Source organism: Veillonella sp. VA139, assembly GCF_003992005.1.
Taxonomy (GTDB): Bacteria; Bacillota; Negativicutes; order Veillonellales; family Veillonellaceae; genus F0422.
In genome coordinates this window covers 66,122-86,518 of sequence record NZ_RQVL01000003.1, presented here as the reverse complement: position 1 = coordinate 86,518, position 20,397 = coordinate 66,122, and the positions used below count along the sequence as shown (strand labels likewise).

The 20,397-nt window shown below is 39.8% G+C and carries 20 protein-coding genes and 1 tRNA gene; 2 read left to right on the top strand and 19 right to left on the bottom strand.

Annotation, left to right across the window (positions count from 1 at the left end; genetic code table 11):
* Nucleotides 1-7: 7 nt before the first annotated feature.
* The 5 genes from EO125_RS02440 to EO125_RS10150 all read right to left on the bottom strand — a co-directional run bounded on the left by EO125_RS02440 (nucleotide 8) and on the right by EO125_RS10150 (nucleotide 5,184).
* The gene (locus EO125_RS02440) at nucleotides 8-634 is read right to left on the bottom strand and encodes a hypothetical protein (RefSeq protein ID WP_127147498.1); all 627 of its coding nucleotides are present in this window, start codon (nucleotides 632-634) and stop codon (nucleotides 8-10) included.
* Nucleotides 631-2,046, bottom strand: coding sequence for a DUF2157 domain-containing protein (locus EO125_RS02435; protein WP_164726415.1), 1,416 nt, complete (start codon nucleotides 2,044-2,046; stop codon nucleotides 631-633). The genes EO125_RS02440 and EO125_RS02435 overlap by 4 nt, the downstream gene beginning before the upstream one ends.
* Before the next feature lie 52 nt (nucleotides 2,047-2,098).
* Nucleotides 2,099-2,545: a universal stress protein gene (locus EO125_RS02430; protein WP_009353425.1), complete on the bottom strand. Its 447-nt coding sequence runs from the start codon at nucleotides 2,543-2,545 to the stop codon at nucleotides 2,099-2,101.
* 1,107 nt (nucleotides 2,546-3,652) lie between these two features.
* The gene (locus EO125_RS02425) at nucleotides 3,653-4,861 is read right to left on the bottom strand and encodes an MFS transporter (protein WP_127147496.1); all 1,209 of its coding nucleotides are present in this window, start codon (nucleotides 4,859-4,861) and stop codon (nucleotides 3,653-3,655) included.
* A gap of 161 nt (nucleotides 4,862-5,022) precedes the next feature.
* Nucleotides 5,023-5,184 (bottom strand): DeoR family transcriptional regulator, encoded by a 162-nt coding sequence (locus EO125_RS10150; protein ID WP_370447284.1) that lies wholly within the window; start codon nucleotides 5,182-5,184, stop codon nucleotides 5,023-5,025.
* A gap of 104 nt (nucleotides 5,185-5,288) precedes the next feature.
* Between EO125_RS10150 and EO125_RS02415 the strand changes: the two genes are divergently transcribed.
* Nucleotides 5,289-5,377, top strand: a tRNA-Ser gene (locus EO125_RS02415).
* Between the two features lie 524 nt (nucleotides 5,378-5,901).
* Here the strand turns inward: EO125_RS02415 and uraA are convergent.
* Genes uraA through trmB form a run of 3 tightly spaced genes read right to left on the bottom strand, consistent with a single transcriptional unit; the run spans nucleotide 5,902 to nucleotide 9,274 of the window.
* Nucleotides 5,902-7,179: a uracil permease gene (gene uraA / locus EO125_RS02410; RefSeq protein WP_127147495.1), complete on the bottom strand. Its 1,278-nt coding sequence runs from the start codon at nucleotides 7,177-7,179 to the stop codon at nucleotides 5,902-5,904.
* Between the two features lie 36 nt (nucleotides 7,180-7,215).
* The gene (locus tag EO125_RS02405; protein ID WP_127147494.1) at nucleotides 7,216-8,613 is read right to left on the bottom strand and encodes an FtsW/RodA/SpoVE family cell cycle protein; all 1,398 of its coding nucleotides are present in this window, start codon (nucleotides 8,611-8,613) and stop codon (nucleotides 7,216-7,218) included.
* On the bottom strand, nucleotides 8,600-9,274 hold the full coding sequence (trmB, locus tag EO125_RS02400) for a tRNA (guanosine(46)-N7)-methyltransferase TrmB (protein WP_127147493.1): 675 nt from the start codon (nucleotides 9,272-9,274) through the stop codon (nucleotides 8,600-8,602). The genes EO125_RS02405 and trmB overlap by 14 nt, the downstream gene beginning before the upstream one ends.
* Nucleotides 9,275-9,376: 102 nt before the next feature.
* Here trmB and EO125_RS09800 point away from each other — a divergent pair, with 102 nt between their 5' ends.
* Nucleotides 9,377-9,514, top strand: a complete 138-nt coding sequence (locus tag EO125_RS09800) for a hypothetical protein (protein ID WP_164726413.1) — start codon at nucleotides 9,377-9,379, stop codon at nucleotides 9,512-9,514.
* A gap of 3 nt (nucleotides 9,515-9,517) precedes the next feature.
* On the opposite strand, the gene EO125_RS02395 is transcribed toward EO125_RS09800, so the two are convergent.
* The 11 genes from EO125_RS02395 to rlmH form a co-directional block, all read right to left on the bottom strand.
* On the bottom strand, nucleotides 9,518-10,168 hold the full coding sequence (locus tag EO125_RS02395) for a PepSY domain-containing protein (protein WP_127147492.1): 651 nt from the start codon (nucleotides 10,166-10,168) through the stop codon (nucleotides 9,518-9,520).
* A gap of 74 nt (nucleotides 10,169-10,242) precedes the next feature.
* Nucleotides 10,243-11,097, bottom strand: a complete 855-nt coding sequence (gene tatC / locus EO125_RS02390) for a twin-arginine translocase subunit TatC (RefSeq protein ID WP_127147491.1) — start codon at nucleotides 11,095-11,097, stop codon at nucleotides 10,243-10,245.
* Nucleotides 11,098-11,099: 2 nt separating this feature from the next.
* Complete coding sequence (locus tag EO125_RS02385) at nucleotides 11,100-12,071, bottom strand: polyprenyl synthetase family protein (protein ID WP_127147490.1); 972 nt, start codon at nucleotides 12,069-12,071, stop codon at nucleotides 11,100-11,102.
* Nucleotides 12,068-12,760, bottom strand: coding sequence for a ribosome biogenesis GTP-binding protein YihA/YsxC (gene yihA / locus EO125_RS02380; RefSeq protein WP_127147489.1), 693 nt, complete (start codon nucleotides 12,758-12,760; stop codon nucleotides 12,068-12,070). Before yihA ends, EO125_RS02385 begins: the two co-directional genes overlap by 4 nt.
* On the bottom strand, nucleotides 12,757-15,066 hold the full coding sequence (lon, locus tag EO125_RS02375; RefSeq protein WP_127147488.1) for an endopeptidase La: 2,310 nt from the start codon (nucleotides 15,064-15,066) through the stop codon (nucleotides 12,757-12,759). Before lon ends, yihA begins: the two co-directional genes overlap by 4 nt.
* Nucleotides 15,067-15,158: 92 nt before the next feature.
* Nucleotides 15,159-16,382, bottom strand: coding sequence for an ATP-dependent Clp protease ATP-binding subunit ClpX (clpX, locus tag EO125_RS02370; protein ID WP_127147487.1), 1,224 nt, complete (start codon nucleotides 16,380-16,382; stop codon nucleotides 15,159-15,161).
* A 12-nt stretch (nucleotides 16,383-16,394) separates the two neighbouring features.
* Nucleotides 16,395-16,988, bottom strand: a complete 594-nt coding sequence (gene clpP / locus EO125_RS02365; protein WP_176782569.1) for an ATP-dependent Clp endopeptidase proteolytic subunit ClpP — start codon at nucleotides 16,986-16,988, stop codon at nucleotides 16,395-16,397.
* 40 nt (nucleotides 16,989-17,028) lie between these two features.
* Nucleotides 17,029-18,357: a trigger factor gene (gene tig, locus EO125_RS02360; protein ID WP_127147486.1), complete on the bottom strand. Its 1,329-nt coding sequence runs from the start codon at nucleotides 18,355-18,357 to the stop codon at nucleotides 17,029-17,031.
* A gap of 99 nt (nucleotides 18,358-18,456) precedes the next feature.
* Nucleotides 18,457-18,918 (bottom strand): CBS domain-containing protein, encoded by a 462-nt coding sequence (locus tag EO125_RS02355; RefSeq protein ID WP_127147485.1) that lies wholly within the window; start codon nucleotides 18,916-18,918, stop codon nucleotides 18,457-18,459.
* A gap of 12 nt (nucleotides 18,919-18,930) precedes the next feature.
* Nucleotides 18,931-19,830: a hypothetical protein gene (locus EO125_RS02350; RefSeq protein WP_127147484.1), complete on the bottom strand. Its 900-nt coding sequence runs from the start codon at nucleotides 19,828-19,830 to the stop codon at nucleotides 18,931-18,933.
* Nucleotides 19,831-19,844: 14 nt separating this feature from the next.
* A complete protein-coding gene (gene rlmH / locus EO125_RS02345; protein ID WP_127147483.1) occupies nucleotides 19,845-20,324 on the bottom strand; it encodes a 23S rRNA (pseudouridine(1915)-N(3))-methyltransferase RlmH in 480 nt (159 codons plus the stop codon).
* Between the last annotated feature and the right edge of the window lie 73 nt (nucleotides 20,325-20,397).

Here is a 20,397-nt window from a genome sequence, read left to right as displayed (position 1 = left end):
GATTTCATCAATTAGAATTCGATATACTCATTATATCATCTTTTTCTTGTTCTGTATCCCCAATTTTTTCAAGTAATACACGAGAATCCTTTTCCTGATCCACTACACTCTCTGGTGTGGCTAATTCCAATGGTACGCCTTTGGCATATACACCCGTTACTACTCCATAGCCATCGCGTAATTTTAAGGTCCCAATCAAAGTTCCTCGATAATTGTTGTAAAACTTACTATCCACTTTATTGAGATCTACTTTCACTCGATTGAAAGGAATGGTAAACTCCACTATACCATGGTCAAATCCCTTTACATTAGCTCGAATGTATTCTACCTCCTGTGGTGTTTCATCCGTAGCAGACACCACTTGTAATACGCCTGTTTGCTTCGGCGTCACAATGACATAGACTTCTCGTCCTACTTCTGGAATTTGTTTGCCCTCCCAATTCGCATAGGCTCCTAAAAATTCAACCTCTAAATAGTCTGAAGGAACCCAACCGATGTGACGGTTTACTTTCACAGGCCATTGGTATTCAGCCCCACCTTGCAGTAAGGTCGTATATCGTTGTTGAATGTAGAATTGACTTAGCAAGGCAACGATAGCAGCAAGAGCAAAGAAAATCCATTTTTGATATTTCATCGTTCTTCCTCCTTCATGGTTACCTCTGATTCTACCGTTTTACTTTCCTGTGTCACTACTTGTGTTTCCAACGTTGATACATCTGCTACTTGTCGACGTGCTTGTCGAACACGTTGGTTGACGGTAGCACGTTGTTTTCCTTTACGCCATAAATAAATGGCATTAATACCAAGTACAATGATGCCCAATACCAAGAACGACACGCCCCGTTCGATGAACGTAAAACTAGGATCAAAGAAGCGTGCTCCAAACATAGCAATCAAAGTTAAAATGCTACTGTTGAGCAAACTCACCTTTTTTACCAAGGTACCACGAATGAAAGTCCCTAATGCCGCCACAAAGATATACGCATTAAATAGAATAGATGTCAAAATAGGAGTCGACCCAGAAACAGTGACCATATAACATCCAAAAATTGCAAAAGGGATTAAGCCGATAGCACTTTCAATACGTTTCCCCAACACTAAACGACGCAATACGAGGAATGCTACCCCTAGGCTTAACAACATACAACACCATAACCACCATGCCATGGAGCTTTCACCAATGCGAACCCACGTGCTAAGGTAGGTACCTTCCACAATGGTATACAGTAAGGCGATGGCGCCTACCCCCTTACACGGCAACGCTAAGAGGGTTATTTTCTTTTCCAATGTACCTAATCCATAGGTGACAGCACCCAGTACACTGATAAAAAATAGATTCATTTGCGGTTCATAGGTGGATAAAGTGAAAAATACTTCTCCAAAAATCGCACCTACGAACGCCCATGATACGGACACTAATAAAGGATCTTTCACCTGTTGATACTGTCCAAAACGACGAATGTAATAAGGCACTGCCAGCAGTAAAAGCCCGCCTACAGCAGCTGGCCCTACCCATGCATTTAAAGGATGATTAGAAAAACTCCATCCCAAGACACCAATGAGGTACAATATCATCCCCAATGCGGAATCAAGGATATAAATAATGGGCAAAGAACAACACAGGATAATGAGCACATATAGACCCATGTGTTCCCCTGTATAATAGGTATCTGCCACTAATAAGGTAGACGTCGTTAATATCCCCATATAGATGACGGTAATTGCTTCCCCGATTATGCTAGCTGGCTTGGCTTTCCATACACCGCCCCCTACAATGGTGATTGCTAGCAGTAGGATGACTAATGCCCAATCAAAGCGTCCATTGGGGGAAAATCCATACCAATACCCAGCAAAGAGCAAAATAATTCCCAGCAAAATGAGTGATGCTCCACCTAATACTGTAACGAGTCGAGTCCAAGACGGTCCCTCTTTAGGAATACCTCCATACTTTGCTTGTAGCTGACGACTTTGTTCCTCTGAAATCAAACCTTCCTCTCGCCATTGTTCAAGTTCTGCATGTAACCAACGTATATGTTTTATACTCATATATATCTCCATAGAAAAAGGCTTTGCTCAGAGAACAAAGCCTTGTATCCTATTATTTAACAATTAATACTGGACATGTGGAATGACTAGTTACGTAACTGCTGACACTACCCATAAACAAACCTTTCAAAGGTCCTAGTCCACGGCTCCCCATAACAATTAAATCTGCATCATATTTTTTAGCTACTGCTAATACTGCAGGTCCAGGAGAACCTACTTCAAAGACGCATTTCACTTTCATATCTGCTGGTACCTCTTCTGCTACTTCGCTTAAGATTTTTTTACCAGTTTCTTCCATATCTTCTGCAATTTGTTCAGATACATAACCACCACTGATTGGAGTTTGGTCAAAGTTAGAAATTGCGGATACAATATTCGCTACGTGCACTAAAATCAATTCCGCATCATTGCGCTTTACAATGGCCAATGCATGTTCTAACGCTCGTTTACCATTTTCTGATCCATCTGCAGGTACAATTATTTTTTTATATTCCACCATAGTAAGACCTCCTCCGTATTGTCACTGTGCTACTATGTAACTTGTCTATATCACTATAATTCGACATAGACTTGAAAATTCCTTTTCTTTACTCTTATTGTCTCACAAAATTCCAATCTTCGCAAATGAAACTTGCGTCACGATGATATCTTTATGGTGTTCTTTGGCAATATTAGCGCACACTGAAAGCACAGCGTAGGTTCTAAATCGAAGAGCAGGGCACAAAGTTATTTCCTTCATTTCTGCCTTGCTTAGCAAAGGGAAGACCGTGGCACACCTCTCCACAAACTGATACTCCGTTAGGTTTGCTCCGAGGCATGCCACGTTCTTCTAGGATTAGCATAATTCTAATAAATACAAATATCATTTCATATACTAGAATCTATTTACCCATGCCCTGCTCTTCATCCATATACTAAATATAGATAATCAACATCGATACGTGCTTGCTGTGCTATACCGACTTTGTCCTATCATTACAAACGAACACCTACAAGAGTATATCCTACCACTGCGTTTCTACGAAAAGGTATACTATGTTTGCTCCGAGGTATGCCACGTTCTTCTCGCAATCTATGAATTTAGGCAGTAAGAACGCCACTTTAGGTCGATATACCGTGCTCTTTCGGCTTAGCGTAATTTTAGTAAATACAATCGCCTTTACCTCTACACTCCCTTCAATATATCTGCCGCGCTTTTCTTACTACGCCCTAAAGTAGCCAAAGAACACCTACAAGAGTATATCCTGCCACTGCGTTTCTACGGAGATGTATACTATGTTTGCTCCGAGGTATGCTACTTTCTTCTCGTAATCTATGAATTTAGCCAATAAGAACGCCACTGTAGGTGGATATACCGTGCTCCTTCGGGTTAGCGTAGTTTTGGCAACTACAACCGCCTTTGCTTCTACACTGCCTTCAATATATCTGCCGTGCATTTCTTACTATCCCCTAAAGTTACAAAAGAACACCTACAAATCTTTTTAAATACATTTTACTTCATGTACATAAGATACGTAAAATTTTTATTCTATACTTAATTCTATATATGCACTTTTATATTATGTTCCTCAAAATTATAAGGACTACCTCATAAAAGCGTATATTCTTATTTTAGTCGAATTAACGACAGTAAAATAGCTCCGATGATTGGAGAGATAGATAGTGCCATTAGTGCTGTTTGGTAATTGCCAGTGGCTGTTAATACTGTGGACAAGATGATAGGTGCTGTGAGGGCTCCAATTTGGTTAAACAAGTTCACGAATCCTGCTGTGGTTCCTCTTAGCTCTGGTGGTGCTGCCTGGATGATGATAGCATTGGTTAATGGGCTATACATAAACGCTCCCATACCTAATAGGGGGGCTGTAATGTATAACATATCTGGATTGCTTGTATTGGCAAAGATTAGCAAGGCTGGCGAGAACAAAAACATAACGATGCCCGCTAAATAGTTTCGTGGTAAAGAAATTCTATCAGATATGAATCCAATGGTTGGTTTGGCAATCACTGCTGCAATACCGTAAATACTCATAATAGCACCTGCAAAGATAGGTGTCACATGTAATTGTTTCACCAAATATAAGTTAGCCCATGTGGTAACGCCCCAGGTAGTACCTGTTGCGAAAAATCCCATCACTGCTAACAATACAATGTTACGGTTTGTTCCTACAAAACGCAAGCTCTGTACTAACGACATGGACTGTTGTGCTGTACCTTGTGTGTCTACTGTGTGATTCACTCTGAAAGCTTGTACTTCTTTCACAGTGAATAGAGCCAAGAAGAATACAATCAGTGGTAATAAAGCGGTCATCAAAAATGCCATTTGCCATCCGTAGTGGACAGCCACAAATGGTGCATATCCATTGACCACGGTAATACCAAAGGATGTACAGCTCATAAAAATACCAACGGCAGTACCACGTTGTTCTACACTGAAATGTTCTCCAATGGCTTTCAAACAAGCAGATTGTACAGGACCTGATAGAATACCTAATAAGAAACGCAATACTAAACCATATTCATAACTTTGAACAATACTCATAAGCCCAGTTACAATAGCCATAGCCACTAAACTACCTAAGATAGATTTACGATAGCCAAATCGATCTGCTAACAAACCACCTGGCAATACGGTCAATGCATAACCAAAATAAAACGCCGTCAAATAGGACGTTCCTTGCTGTGCTGTAAAATGCAACGCTTCATTTACAATTGGCATCAACGATGACCATGACAAGCGCATGACAAAACTTAATAAAAAGGTTAACCACAACGTCAGCAGTATACCTGATTGTGTAAGCGTAAACCCTTTCTTCATTCTATACCTCCTATGGAATACAAAAATCTATGCATACAATATAATCTGCATAAAATTATACCATATGTAACATAGTTTCACACCTGTATTCCTTCACTCTACTATGATTGTATGAAAGTTACCTCAGGGCAAGTGCTTGGAGCATTTTATATTAAAATATTTTACTTTACAATCCAATTACTATCAAAAAGGCTACCCGTTCTATACAACACGCCTTCTTTTTTCAATACATCAATATCTCTTTTAACCGTTTTATCCGATACATCCAGCAAAGTGCTCATTTCTTTAATTGTATATTTAGGATTCTTTTTTAATAATTTTATAATTCTAAAAATAAACCTACCCTCTTTATTATCATTTTACCCCATATATTTCTTATTGACAAATCAGTACCCACAATGATAGACTATAACTAGTTTTTATATTTGGAGAGGTGTCCGAGTGGTTTAAGGAGCTGGTCTTGAAAACCAGTGACTCCGCAAGGGGCCGTGGGTTCGAATCCCACCCTCTCCGCCACAATAAGCTGTTACCATCATGGTAGCAGCTTTTTTATTTCCCCCTAGAATCGCGGTTATGCGTAGTAGCCCTGTGGCGTTCCTTACTATCTAAATAACACAAACCCCAGAAGAGCACGGTGCCCCCTTGAGCACCCACCCGAAAGAACGCCACAGGCTATAGGACCCACGGTATACATCGTAAGTATGTGGCGGTCCATTGTTATACCAAAATAACACATATGCAAAAGAACACGATATATTCCAGAACAAACCTAACCACTGTATCAGTTTGTGGAGGAATATATCGTGTTCTTTCATCCCCGAGCATCCCCCCAAGAGCGCCACATGCTTGTAGGCTGTTAGCTTATGTCACATTCCTTAGTTGCTAGGTTTCATCTATGCAAAAGAGAGCGATATACTCCGGAACAAACCTAACCACTGTATCAGTTTGTGGAGGAGTATATCGCTCTCTTTCCTTTATATACTTATCACCATTGAATGTGAGATAAGCTCGGCATCAGCATGTGCCGTTTTTTCTTAATGCTAGTCTTTGAGTTCCGCATTCCCAAGTCCTGTTTTGCGGAAGATGGCAAAGATAACGCTCAACAAGATAGCTATTACTGTTGCCAATCCCATACCTTGTAGCACTACTGGACCGATGGCTAATTTAGCACCGCTTAAACCGATAACTAATACTACAGAGGTTAAAATTAGGTTAGAAGATTTTGTATAATCCACTTTACGTTCTACTAACATGCGTAAACCAGAGGCAGCGATAATACCAAATAATAAGATACTGACACCGCCCATAACTGGAACTGGGATCGCATGGATTAAAGCTGCTACTTTGCCAACGAAAGAGAACAAGATAGCAAGTACTGCGGCACCTGCGATAACGAAGGTACTAAATACACGTGTAATCGCCATAACGCCAATGTTTTCTCCGTATGTTGTATTCGGTGTAGCACCAAATAAACCGGATAACACATTGGATAAACCATCTGCAAATAAAGAACGGCTTAAACCTGGATCTTTCATTAAATCACGACCAATGATATTACTTGTAACTACAATATGACCCACATGTTCCGCAAATACTACGAATAAAGCTGGCATAATCATTAAAATAGCATTGATATTAAATTCTGGCTCATAGAAATGTGGAAGTGCAAACCAAGGTGCATTAGCTACGCTTGTGAAATCTACTACTCCCATGATGGCAGCTGCTACATAGCCAGATACTACACCAATTAATACTGGAATTACTGCAAAGAATCCACGGAATAACACAGTACCTAGGATAGTCACCGCTAAAGAGAATAAGGATAAAAATAGAACTTGTTCATGAGTCATGCCAAATGTTTGCCATTGATCTCCAATGATACCTGCCATGCCCATGGCTACAGGGGCCACTTCTAAACCGATAACAGCAACAATAGCGCCCATCGCTGCTGGTGGAAATAATACATCAATCCATTTAATACCAATAAATTTAACTAATAAAGCCAATAGCATAAAAGACACACCAAAGGCAATGAAACCACCTTGTGCTGCTCCATAGGTCATACCAGAGGCTACTACAGCACCTACGGGTCCAATGAAAGCAAAGCTAGAACCTAAATAGGAAGGAATCTTTCCTTGACAAATTAATACATATAAAATAGTACCAATACCATTCATGAATAAGGACGTAGCCGGATCAACTTTCAATAAGAATGGTACTAATACTGTGGCCCCGAACATAGCAAATAAATGCTGGAAACTAAGTGGTAATAACTTAGCGAAAGACGGGCGTTCGTGAACATCAATAAAATCTTTCATGGTTCATCTCTTTCCGTGTGAATCACACTTAAAACATTAAGACCTAGGTTGAAACCGATGCCGTGTTTCTTCACCAATGGATGGTAAATGACGGGTCGTTCCAATTTGTTTGCGTGCCTGTTCATTGCGACGCGCAATATTTAATAATATGCCTATGACAGCAAAGTTCGTTACCAATGAGGAACCGCCATAACTAATGAATGGCAAGGGAACCCCTGTTACTGGCACTAAACCTACCACCATAGCAATATTAAAAAATGCTTGAATGGAAATAAAAAAGGTAAGTCCTACAGCTAACACGTGCCCTAAGTAATCTCTGGAATGACGAGCAATGGATAGTCCATACTTCATGAACCAGATAAATAATACGGCTACTATGCAAACACCTAAAAAGCCAAACTCTTGAGAATATATAGAAAAAGCAAAATCTGTATGAGCTTCTGGCAAATAATTATATTTGGAAATCCCTTTCGTAAAACCTTCACCCCAGAATCCACCTATGGCAACACTCAAAATACTCTGTGTTACTTGATATCCATTGACAGTTGTATCTGACCAAGGATCATAGTAAGCACGAACCCGATCTAAGCGATAATCTACATTAGCCACCAATGGGTAAGCAATCGCTGCTAAGACAGCGAATATGATGAGGAAATATTTTCTATGTCCCTTATAATACCCTGAGCAAAGGGTCATAATCGCAGGGAATAAGAGAATTAATATAGCCGTCCCCATATCTGGCTGAAACATGGTAATCACAGCATACAAGAGAGGTACCCAGAAGGCTGATGGTAACAAAAACTTTGGATGTAGCTTCCCCTTTGTGCCACGGAATCTCATCCACAATTGATTCAATATCCTTGTCACAAAAGCCCATAACTTCCAAAGCCATCCAAGTCCTCTATAGCGTCCCCAGTGATAGGGTTCTACTAAATACATCATACCTCGTCGTTTCACTTGCAAGTCGATACGATAAGCAGCCCAAATCATGGCCGCTAACTTTGCAAACTCAGATGGTTGTATGGTCAGTACAGAAAATCCAATCCACCGTTGTGCCCCATTTGCACGATGCCCAATACCTGGAATAAACACCAAAATCATGGCCGCCACTATGATGAACCATACATAGCGCTGTGTCTTGGGATTTCCCCACTTTCGATAATCAAATCGATAGAAAGCCCACGCCACAAAAACGCCTACCCCTAAAAACAAAGCTTGCTTCCCTAGTAGAAACCAAAATGGTGTCCAGTTGTCTCCCCCATGCAATGTAGTTGTGTATGTCGCGCTATAACCATTTAAAAAGCCTATCAAAATGATACCGAAAAGAGGTACCAATATACCTTGCCCATCGTGCTTGATAATACTTTTATAAAGGGATCTAAGTTGCTGAAATATACCAAGCTTTTTATGTGATGAAGTATTATTCTCCTGCATCTGTCGTATCACTTCCTTTAGCTGGCTTAATCGCCTCTAAGCGGAAAATTGGTTGACCTTTCGCACTGAATTTTTCTTCATATTCTGTGCGTACATTTGGCATGTCCGTGCTATGTAAATCATAACTTACATGTTTTAATGTCCAACCAGAGTTTTTGAACTCCTCTAAGGAGAACATAAATAATCCTTCATTATCTGTTTTAAAATGGATTTCTCCATTGTCTTTTAACAGTCGCGCATACCGATTTAGGAATGTATGATAGGTCAAACGGCGTTTTGCATGCTTCGCCTTTGGCCATGGATCACAGAAATTGATGTAGAAACGGTCAACTTCACCTGGTGCCACCACCTCTTCAATGCCGGCAATATCAAACAAACTCACTTTACCATTCTCCGCTTTTTGTTCATACAATTTTTGAGCTGCATAATATAGGACGCCAATTTGCACTTCAAAACCAACAAAGTTTGCTTCTGGATGTGCTTCACACATACCAGCAATGAACTTGCCTTTTCCCGTCCCTAGCTCCATATATAATGGTTTGGACGGATCTGCAAAACTTTCACGCCATTTTCCCTTGAAAACTTCGTGATTCTCTAGTACAGTATATGTATTATATTCTAGGATTGCGTCATCAATCCATGGTTTTCTCCGTAAACGCATACTTTCTCCTTGTATAACAATCTTATCTTTACTATTATAGTACATCATCTGTTCTATGTCAGTACTCACTTATAAATTTTTTATTTCCATGAAAGGTTTTCTATGAAAGCATTAGTATTATCCAGTGGAGGTGTGGATTCCACCACATTAGAGAGAAAGCTTTCATTGACAACGGTAATGTCGACCCTTTACTACAATCATAATAGACAAAAAGCTATTCGTTCCTATTGGAATGAATAGCTTTTATTGTACTTTTCTCACCTCAATCACTTGGCTGGAATTCGCATCAATAGTGACATACATCGTCTCCCCCTGCCTATCCAGCACCATATGATATCGTGCTATATATCCTTTTGTTTCTAGCTCCCAACGCACTAAACGAGCGCCACTACCTAACATAGTAATCGCTATTTGTTTCGCCTCTTCAGGATTAATGACATCCCCTAAATCAATCGTAGCAGATTCCACCATCGGCTCTTGCGCTATATCTTCTGCTGTGGTCAACACTTGCCCCGTTGTGGCATCAATGGTGACACTTTGCCCCGTTTCAGACGACACACCTGCTACTTCATAGCTTTTACGACCATCTTGTTCTTCAAAACTTATCCCTTTCACTTGTGCTGTTGGATATTGTTTCTTGTATACGTTCACAGCTCCCTTAGCATCTACCAAGATAGGGTCTGATCCATCTCCTAAGTCCGATTTATCTGGTACTGCAGATACCACTTTCACTTCTGCTAAGGGAAGTTGTTTCATGGTCATTGGCTCTGTATTCATAGAGCTAGTGGACTTAGAAACATCATCTGTACCCATACAACATGTGTACAACACTACAACCACTATGGAAATAACGGCACAAATACTCAGGATACCTATGAGTATCTTTCGTTTCATATTGCATCCTCTATACACACTAATTGTCCCATACAGTATACATACTATTTATGAAAGTAATGTGAACAAAGCTCTTACACTTTCACAATATATCGCAATACACCACAACTGATTTCATAGAGTAAAATCATAGGACCTGCAATCATCGTTTGTGATAGCATATCTGGGGTCGGTGAAATGGCTGCACCCACAACAAAGGCCACTAGAATAAACATTTTCCGATATTGTCGTAATCGATCAGATGAAAGAATACCAATCACGCCCAAAGCAATCAATATCAGTGGAAGTTCAAAGGTAATACCAAATGGTAAAATAAAGGCAATGACAAAATCGATATACTGACCTATAGAAAACAACGGTTGTAATTCATCGGTACCAAAGCCAATAAAAAATTGTATGGCCATTGGTAGCACTAAATAATAGGAGAACAGTACACCTACTACGAATAAGGTAACGGCTGCAGGCACCACCATGAAAGTTACCTTTTTCTCACCTTTTGATAAGGCTGGCACAATGAATGCCCAAATCTGATAAAACCATATAGGACTAGATACAATACAGCCAGCTACTAAGGAAATCTTCATATATGTGAAGAAGGCTTCTGTTGGTTTTGTATAATATAATTTTCCTGCTGGCGCCACTAAGATTTGCAGAATATCCTCCACATAATAGTAGGCCCCCAAAGTGCCTATAATAATCGCTACAATGGCTACCACTAAACGTATGCGAAGTTCATCTAAATGGTCCACTACCGACATAGAGGAGGCTTCTTCCATAAGTTTTGCTTCCGTCTCTGTATAGTTGTCCTGTTGCAACAAGGCGTCTTGCTCTACCTGTTGCTGAGCAAGACGCTTTCTTTGCGCTATCACACTATTCAAGGATGGACGTTTCGCACTCATTTCAAAGTCTTTTATTTGAAATTCTTTCATACTTACACCTTACGGTTCGACAATTTTTCAAGAACAGTTTCTAGAATATCTTTTCCTTTAAAGGATGGTAATTGCTCTAGTGCTATCTCTGCTTGTCTGCGATACATTCCCTCAAGAGCCAAGGCTTGATTGATACCACCTTCGGCAATGACATAATCCAACAATTCTTTTGTATCTTTTCCTTCACGAATTTCCTCTATCATAGTTGTCAAGCGAGAGGTATTCTCTGGTGTTACAATAGATAATAAAGGATAGGTCAAGATACCTTCTTTTACATCCTTACCTACCGGTTTTCCTGTTGTTACCGTTTGTTCACGGTAATCCATCACATCATCGGTAATTTGGAAAGCCATGCCTAAGCCATGACCATAGGTCCGCAATAATGAAATATGCTCCTCTGACCATCCACCAAGAATGCCCCCTAATGCCAAGCAACCTTCAATGAAATCTGCTGTTTTCTTTTGTGTTTTTAATAGGTATCGGTCTGTACCTTGATCTAATCGGTATACATCTTCCATTTGCATAAATTCGCCTTCTACTAAGGCAGAAATAATTTCAGAAAAAATGGTTAAGCATGGAATGGAGCCGATTTCAGCTACAATACCGAAGGCCTTGGCAAATAAATAGTCTCCGCTAAGGATGGCCACTTTATTGCCTTTTGTGCAATGAATAGAAGTAACTCCTCGTCGCACTTCTGCTTGGTCTAATACATCATCATGAATGAGAGTAGCCAAGTGCAGCATCTCAATGGCTGCTGCCATGCGAACTCTATCTTCTTGTTTGGAATCTCCACTCAAGGCAATCAACAAACACAATTGCGCCCGTAATCGCTTGCCGCCCCCTGCTGAAAGAGGACGAATGAGGGCATTAAAATCTTCTGCACCAGTTTGTAGAGATTGTTGCAAATATGTTTCTACACGCTCTAAATCTTTAGATACGCGCAGTTTCATTTGTGCATCTGTAAGAATACTCATTCCTCTTCCCCCAATAAGACTGCATTAATACGCGCTAATAAACGATCACGACCTGTATGCTTTAAAGAACTGTACAAAATGGGAGGATGCCCTGTCGGATATCGTTCTTCGATGGTCTTTAACTGTTTTTGTCGTTCGTTCATTTTTAATTTATCCGCTTTTGTTACCACGATTTGTAAAGGTACCCCATGTGACTGCAACCAATCAAAGGCCTCCTGATCAATGGGTAACTCTGGATGACGCCCATCAATGAGTAAACACAATAGCATCATCCGTTCGCTTTGTAAAATATAATTAGCAATGAAAGAAGACCAAATATTAGTATTGGATCCACCTGTTTTAGCATATCCATAACCTGGTAAATCGACTAAGAACCAATCAAAGCGACGTTCCATATCATCTGGCATATCTTCTTTTGATTCTATACTAAAGAAGTTAATTGTTTTCGTTTTACCTGGCGTACCACTGACCAGTGCTAATCCTCGATGGTTGCATAAAGAATTAATCAAAGAAGATTTTCCCACATTGGATCGTCCCAAGAAGGCGATTTCAATAGTATCACCTTCTGGGTATTGATCTGCCTTCACCGCAGACGCTATATATTTCGCCGCGATAATACGTGGACCTGTGAGCTCTTTTCTAGTATACACTGGTTTTGGATGGCGTTTTACTGCTGGTTTCTTCTTCATAGTAATGCCTTTTCTAATACTTCTTCCATCGTTTTTACTGGCGTAATGAGTAAACCTTCTTTCACGATGTCTGGCAATTCTTGAATGTCTTTTTTATTGCCTTCAGGAATTAACACTTCTTTCACACCATAGCGAAGAGCTGCTAATAATTTTTCTTTCAAGCCTCCGATTGGTAATACTCTACCACGCAAGGTAATTTCTCCAGTCATGGCAATATCTGAACGTACTTTTCTACCAGTCAAAGCAGATACGATAGCCAATGTCATCGTAATCCCCGCAGATGGACCATCTTTTGGTGTCGCCCCTTCTGGTAAGTGCACGTGAATATCTAGTTCCTTATGGAATTTTTCTGGTAACTTCAACTCTTTTTGATGATGACGAATGTAGGACATAGCCGCTTGACCAGATTCTTGCATGACCTTGCCTAGGCTACCAGTCAAACTTAATTTGCCCGTTCCTTGCATTGTCGTCGCTTCACATGGTAAGACAACACCACCTACAGAAGTCCATGCCAAACCATATACAAGACCTACTTGTGCTTGTTTTTCTCGAGATTCTTCTACAAATTTAGGCGTGCCTAAATAGTCTACTACATTTTTCACTGTTACTTTAGGTGCTTTATCACCTTCTGTAACCACAGCAAATGCCAATTTACGACAAATTTTAGCAATTGTTTTTTCTAAGGTACGTACACCGGCTTCACGAGTATATTCAGAAATGACACGTTTCAACACCGCATCTGAAAGTTTCACACCTTGGTCTTGTAATCCATGTTTTTCAATTTGCTTCGGCACTAAATAGCGTTTAGCAATTTCTAATTTTTCTTCTTCTGTATAACTGCTGAGTTCGATGATTTCCATGCGATCCAATAATGGTCTAGGGATATTACCTGCCACATTAGCCGTAGTAATCCAAAATACATCAGAGAAGTCAAATGGAATTTCAATGTAATGGTCACTGAATGTACTATTTTGCTCAGGGTCTAACACTTCTAATAAGGCAGAAGATGGATCTCCTTTATAATCGGATGCTAATTTATCAATTTCATCAAGCAAGAATACAGGATTCCGAGTACCTACATTTTTAAGTCCTTGAATCATACGGCCTGGCAAGGCGCCTACATAGGTACGGCGATGACCACGAATTTCAGCTTCATCACGTACACCACCTAAGGATGCACGGATAAATTTACGATTCATAGCTTTTGCAATAGAGCTGGCTAAGGATGTTTTACCTACCCCTGGTGGTCCTACTAAACACAAGATAGAGCCCCCTTGTTTGCCAGACAATTTGCGCACTGCTAAGAATTCTAGAATGCGTTTTTTGATTTTTTCTAAACCGTAATGGTCACCATCAAGTACTTCACTAGCTTCTTTCAGTTCTAGACGATCATCCGACAAGGTATTCCAAGGTAATTGCAATAGCCAATCAATGTAATTGCGCAAAATATTGGATTCTGGCATCATTTGTGGCATACGGCTATAGCGAGTAATCTCTTTGTCGATACGCGCATGGATATCCTCTGGTAACTCTAATTTAGCTAGTTGTTCCCGTAGTTCTTCCGCCTCTTGGTCAGGATCCATTTTGTCGCCTAATTCGTCATGGATGACACGGATTTTTTCACGTAAGAAATATTCCTTTTGTGCTTTTTCCATAGATTGACGAACTTGGTTGTTGATAGAGTTTTCCATATCCGTGATTTGAAGTTCCGTATTCAAAACGCCTACAACCATATTCAAGCGTCGATTCACGGATAATTCTTCTAAAATGCTTTGACGCACTTTCATTTGGATAGGCACAAGGAATGCTACTTGGTCTGCCCATTCACTCGCATCTGAACTACCCAATACATGGTCTAGCCCTTCATCTGAATTCGGTTTGATTACTTCTACCCATTGGGCAAATTTAGATTGCAAAATACGACGGTATGCTTCCTCTTCCATTGGATCTTCATGAATCGTTTCCAGCGGTGTCACTGTTACTTCATAGAAAGGCTCCGTAGATAGAATAGCATCAATTCTAGTACGGCTCACACCTTCCACTAAAATACGAACTACTCCGCCTGGCAAGCGAAGCATTTGATTTATTTTAACAATCGTCCCAACCTTGCCTAATTCTTCCAAGGTAGGAGTTTCGATATTTTCATCTTTCTGAGCAGTTACCACCAAGTATTGATCTCTATCCATAGCTGCTTTCACCGCTTGCACAGATGTAGTGCGACCAATATCTAATTGTGTTACTACTTTGGGAAATACGACCATTCCACGTAGGGGAACCATCGGTAATGTCATAGGTTTAGTTTCCATTGAACCTCCCAGTTCTATATGATAAAAAGAAACTCATTTCGCCTTTGAAATGAGTTTCTTTGCCTTTACTATCTGATTTCTTCAGCGTGGACTCATTTATTGAGTATTGGCTCTTCTTCGCCACGAACCGCTTTATCTGTTACAATGCATTCTTTTACATCTTTCATAGATGGCACTTCATACATCACACGTTTCATAACTTTTTCTATAATCGCCCGTAAGCCTCGTGCTCCTGTATTGCGTTCTAAGGCTTCTTTCGCAATTTCATGAAGTGCATCTGATTCAAAGACTAATTTTACATCATCTAAAGACAGCATTTTTTCGTATTGTTTAGTCAATGCATTTTTAGGTTCTGTTAGAATTTTAATTAATGCCTCTTCATCAAGTGGGCTGAGCGTAACCATCACTGGCAACCGTCCGATAAATTCAGGAATTAATCCGAATTTTTGTAAGTCTTCTGGTACAACTTCCTTCAAAATAGAGGCTACATCTTTTTCCTCTTTCTTTTGAATGTCTGCACCAAAACCTAATGTTTTCTTTGCAGTCCGTTTCGTGATCACTTTTTCCATACCATCGAAAGCGCCACCGCATATAAACAAGATTTTTGTTGTATCTAAATGTAACATCTCTTGATTTGGATGTTTCCGCCCTCCTTGTGGTGGCACAGAGGCAACTGTTCCTTCTAGGATTTTCAGTAATGCTTGTTGTACCCCTTCACCAGATACATCGCGAGTAATGGACGGATTTTCTGATTTACGAGCAATTTTATCGATTTCATCAATGTAGATGATACCGCGTTCAGCTAGTTCTATATCATGGTCGGCAGCTTGAATGAGTTTGAGAAGAATGTTTTCTACATCTTCCCCCACATAGCCTGCCTCTGTCAAACTAGTAGCATCTGCCATGGCAAATGGGACTTGTAACATTTTTGCTAATGTTTGAGCCAATAATGTTTTACCACTACCTGTAGGACCAATGAATAATACATTGGACTTTTGTAGTTCTACATCATCAATAACATTATCATGTTGCAAACGTTTGTAATGATTATATACGGCTACAGACAAGGAAACTTTAGCATCATCTTGACCAATGACATATTGATCAAGATGCGCTTTGATTTCTTTTGGAGTCGGGATATCCTTTAAATCAAACGTTTCTGGTAGTTCTTCAATTTTGTCTTCCTCAATAATATGCTGGCAAACATCAATACATTCGTTACAAATGAACACATTAGGACCTGCTATCAATCGTTCGACTTCTGTTTCTGCTCTACCGCAAAAATTACAACGTCTTTCTTTATCGTCTTTATTCAAACTCCTGTCTCCTTATTTTTCTGTTGAAGATGGACGTGTTAACACCTCATCAATCAAGCCATATGCTTTTGCATCTTCTGCAGACATGAAATTGTCACGATCTGTATCTTGTGCAATCACTTCTATTGGTTGACCTGTATGATGGGCTAAAACACCATTCAATTCTTCTCGCAACCGTAATATTTCACGAGCGTGAATTTCAATTTCAGATGCTTGTCCTTGGACACCACCTAATGGTTGGTGAATCATAATGCGAGAATGTGGTAACGCATAGCGTTTACCTGGTGCCCCCGCTGTGAGCAACAAGGACCCCATACTAGCCGCTGAGCCTACACATATGGTAGATACATCAGGTTTAATGTACTGCATAGTATCATAAATCGCCATACCTGCAGTTACCACTCCACCAGGGCTATTAATATATAAGTGAATATCTTTGTCAGGATCTTCAGATTCTAAAAATAGTAATTGAGCTACGATACTATTAGCTACCGTATCATCAATTGGACCACTCAATAGAATAATTCGATCTTTTAATAGACGAGAATAAATATCGTAGGAGCGCTCACCACGACCAGTTTGCTCTACCACGATTGGCACATACATAGACATCTAACACCTCTTATACATGTACCTGCATTAGCAATTATTCAGCTTTTTCAGCACCTTTAGCATTCTCAATGATGAAACGAGCTGCTTTTTTGCGTGCTACGGAACTTGCTAACATAGATACACGACCTTCTTTTACAATGATATCGTATACTTCTTTAGGGTCAGCACCAAATTGTTGGGACATAGCAAAGATTTCATAGTTCATATCTTCTGGAGTTACTTGAACGTTTTCTACTTTTGCAATTTCATCTAATACTAAGTCAGCACGAACGTTTTCAGCTGCTGCCACTTTATTTTCTTCACGTAATTCTTCAATTGTTTTGTTAGAGAATTTTAAGTAGTCTTCTAATTTCAAACCACGACCTTCAAGATTCATTGCTAGTTCTTGAACCATTTGTTCTGCTCGGTCTTCAATCATGATTTCAGGGATATCTACTGTTGCATTTTTAACAGCTAATTCCACTAAACCTGCATTGTAAGTGTCGATGGCACGGCGTGCTGCATCGTCTTCCATACGTTTGCGAAGGTCTGCTACAAATTCTTCTGCTGTGTTGTAAGATGGTTCAGTTTTACCTTGACCTACAGATACAGAACGAACAAATTCATCAGTGATTTCTGGTAATTCTTTACGTTTAATGTCATGAATATGGCATTCAAATTTTGCTTCTTTGCCAGCCAATTCTGCTACGAAGTAGTCTTCTGGGAAGGATACTGTTACTGTTACGTCTTCGCCAGCTTTGTGACCGATTAATTGTTCTTCGAAACCAGGGATGAAACTGCCAGAACCGATTTGTAATGGGTAGGATTTACCTTCGCCACCATCAAATGCTTCGCCATCAACGAAACCTTTGAAGTCAATTGTTGCAAAGTCATCGTTTTGTACAGTTGCATCTTCTGGAGCTGCTACCATTTTCGCTTGTTGGCTACGGATATTGTTCAATTGTTCTTCTACTTGTTCGTCAGTGATAGTAGCATCTTGTTTTTCTACTTCCAATCCTTTATAGTCACCTAGAGTAACTTCTGGCTGTTTTACTACTGTTGCTTTGAAGATTAAATCTTTACCTTCTTCAAATTGTTCACGTTCGATTTCTGGATTGCTAACAGGAACGATTTCATTTTCACGAAGTGCTTCTGTGTACGCACGACCTGCTAATAATTCAAATGCTTCTTCAGCAATAGCTTCTTTACCGTAGTTCATTTCCAAAATTTTACGAGGTGCTTTACCTTTACGGAAACCTGGAATGTTAACTTGGCCAGCAATGCGTTTTACAGCTTGCGCAAAACCTTTTTTCACATCTTCCGCTGGAATTTCGATTGTAATAGATACCTTGTGCTGATCAACAGCAGTTACAGTTGCTTTCATGAAACTATTTCCTCCTTAGGGTATACTGCACCCAAATTATAAGTTTTAATATTGCATTCTTAATATTATCATAAAGTTGTCAATCGTGCAATTATTTCCCTATTTACCTTGTTCTTCGGCGATAAGTTTCATGATATCATGACGACTTACCATACCAATTAAATGATACGCATCATCCACAACTGGCAAGTTTTTCAAATGTTTTTCCACCATAGCCCCTACAGTCGCTTCTACCTCTGCATCTGCATAGGCAGTAATTACTTCTGTAGTCATAATTTCTTCTACATGAGTAGCCATCAATTTTTTAAATTGTCCATCGTATTCACCGATGCCACCGTAGTAAATATTAGCACCTAAAATATTGATGTAATGTGGTGCATGAGGCCGAACTTTTTTATACAACAAGTCCCCTTCCGATACAATACCAATTAATTTGTTATCTTCATCTACTACAGCAATGGCGGTTAAATTATGTTTCACCATCAATTTAGCTACATTCGTAATCTGTTCATCTTTACCAACAGTAATTGGGTATTTGTTCATAATTTCTTGTAATGTCATAGTCGGTTCCTCCTATTTCATATATACATACGCAGCAAAGATAGCTATTACTATCGCTGTGACAACCAAAATAGCTGTTAAACTTTTGCGGTTACCACCATCTCCACCTTCTTCTGTGCCTATGTGGTTGCCTTCTTCATCATAATTATGACGATATTGACCTTCTAAGTCCGCATAATCTGTCACATCTTCTACTTTCGCCTGTTGACGCATCTCTTGCAGACGTTTTCTTCGATCCTCTACATCATTGGCTACGGAATGGACTTGCACTTTCATCACATCTTCTCGTAACCCATCAATACGTGGCACCATTATTTGCAATCGTTCTACCAAAGCCTTATTAATTTCTACGCAGGAACTCAATGCAGTTTGATGCAAGAATAAAATTTGCATCGTTTCTTCTTCCGATACACCTGGTGCCCCTGCTACCACTGCTTTCGCAAGTTCCGTTTCTTTCGCAAGCATATCCACCACTGTAGAAATATAATAATCTACACGGTCAAAAATTTTATTCAATTCTACGTTTTGTTCTAATAATTCGTGTTTACGATGGAATAAATAAGCTGGATTACCACCAGAAGTTTCCATTTGTTGAATCATATTCGCCATATCTACATAGGTATCCAATACGGTACAAATTGTATTTGTTACATTCTCATATTCTCGTATACCATCGAGTACCATATGACGACGTTCTTCTAATATGTTAGATATTCCCTTTTCTTCTAATTCGACAAAGAGTGTTTCATATCCTTGTACCAGTGTTTGTATTTCATTTTGAATCGCAAGAATATCTTCTTTTCCCTCTGTTAATTCTGTCGTATAATGTCTCACAAATTCTGGATCTTCTAAAGACAATTCTTGTACATCTGCCGACACATACGTAATGCCTTTTTCAATCGCACTTGCCATGCATATCTCCTTTCCTACCAATGATATGGTTCATTTCGATTAATTTTACAAGCTCTATATAATTGTTCTACTAGCACAAGGCGTACCATTTGATGGGTGAAAGTCATGGGGCTGATGGACAATTTCCAGTTTGCCCGTTGTCGCAGTTCTTCGGACACCCCAAAGGCGCCACCAATGAAGAACACCATCTCACTATGACCTTGCACTTCTAATTCGCTAATCCGCTTTGCCAAGTCCTCGGAACTCATCTGTTTTCCATATACATCCAAAAGCACCACAAAAGACTGAGGTGTGACGTATTTCAATAACCGTTGCCCTTCATCATAGAGCGCTTTTTGCTTATCCGAAGGACTTGGCTTATCCCCTAATTTACTTTCTGGTAGCTCTGTAATCGTCACACCCCCATAGGGCTGCAATCGTTTGACAAATTCCGCTACCCCTTCCCGCAAATAAGGTTCTTTTAACTTTCCTATACAACAGATAGAAAATTTCATACTATACTATCTCCTACGACGCTTACTGTATTCCTTCATAGGAACCATGTTAAGTACTATACATACCAATGGA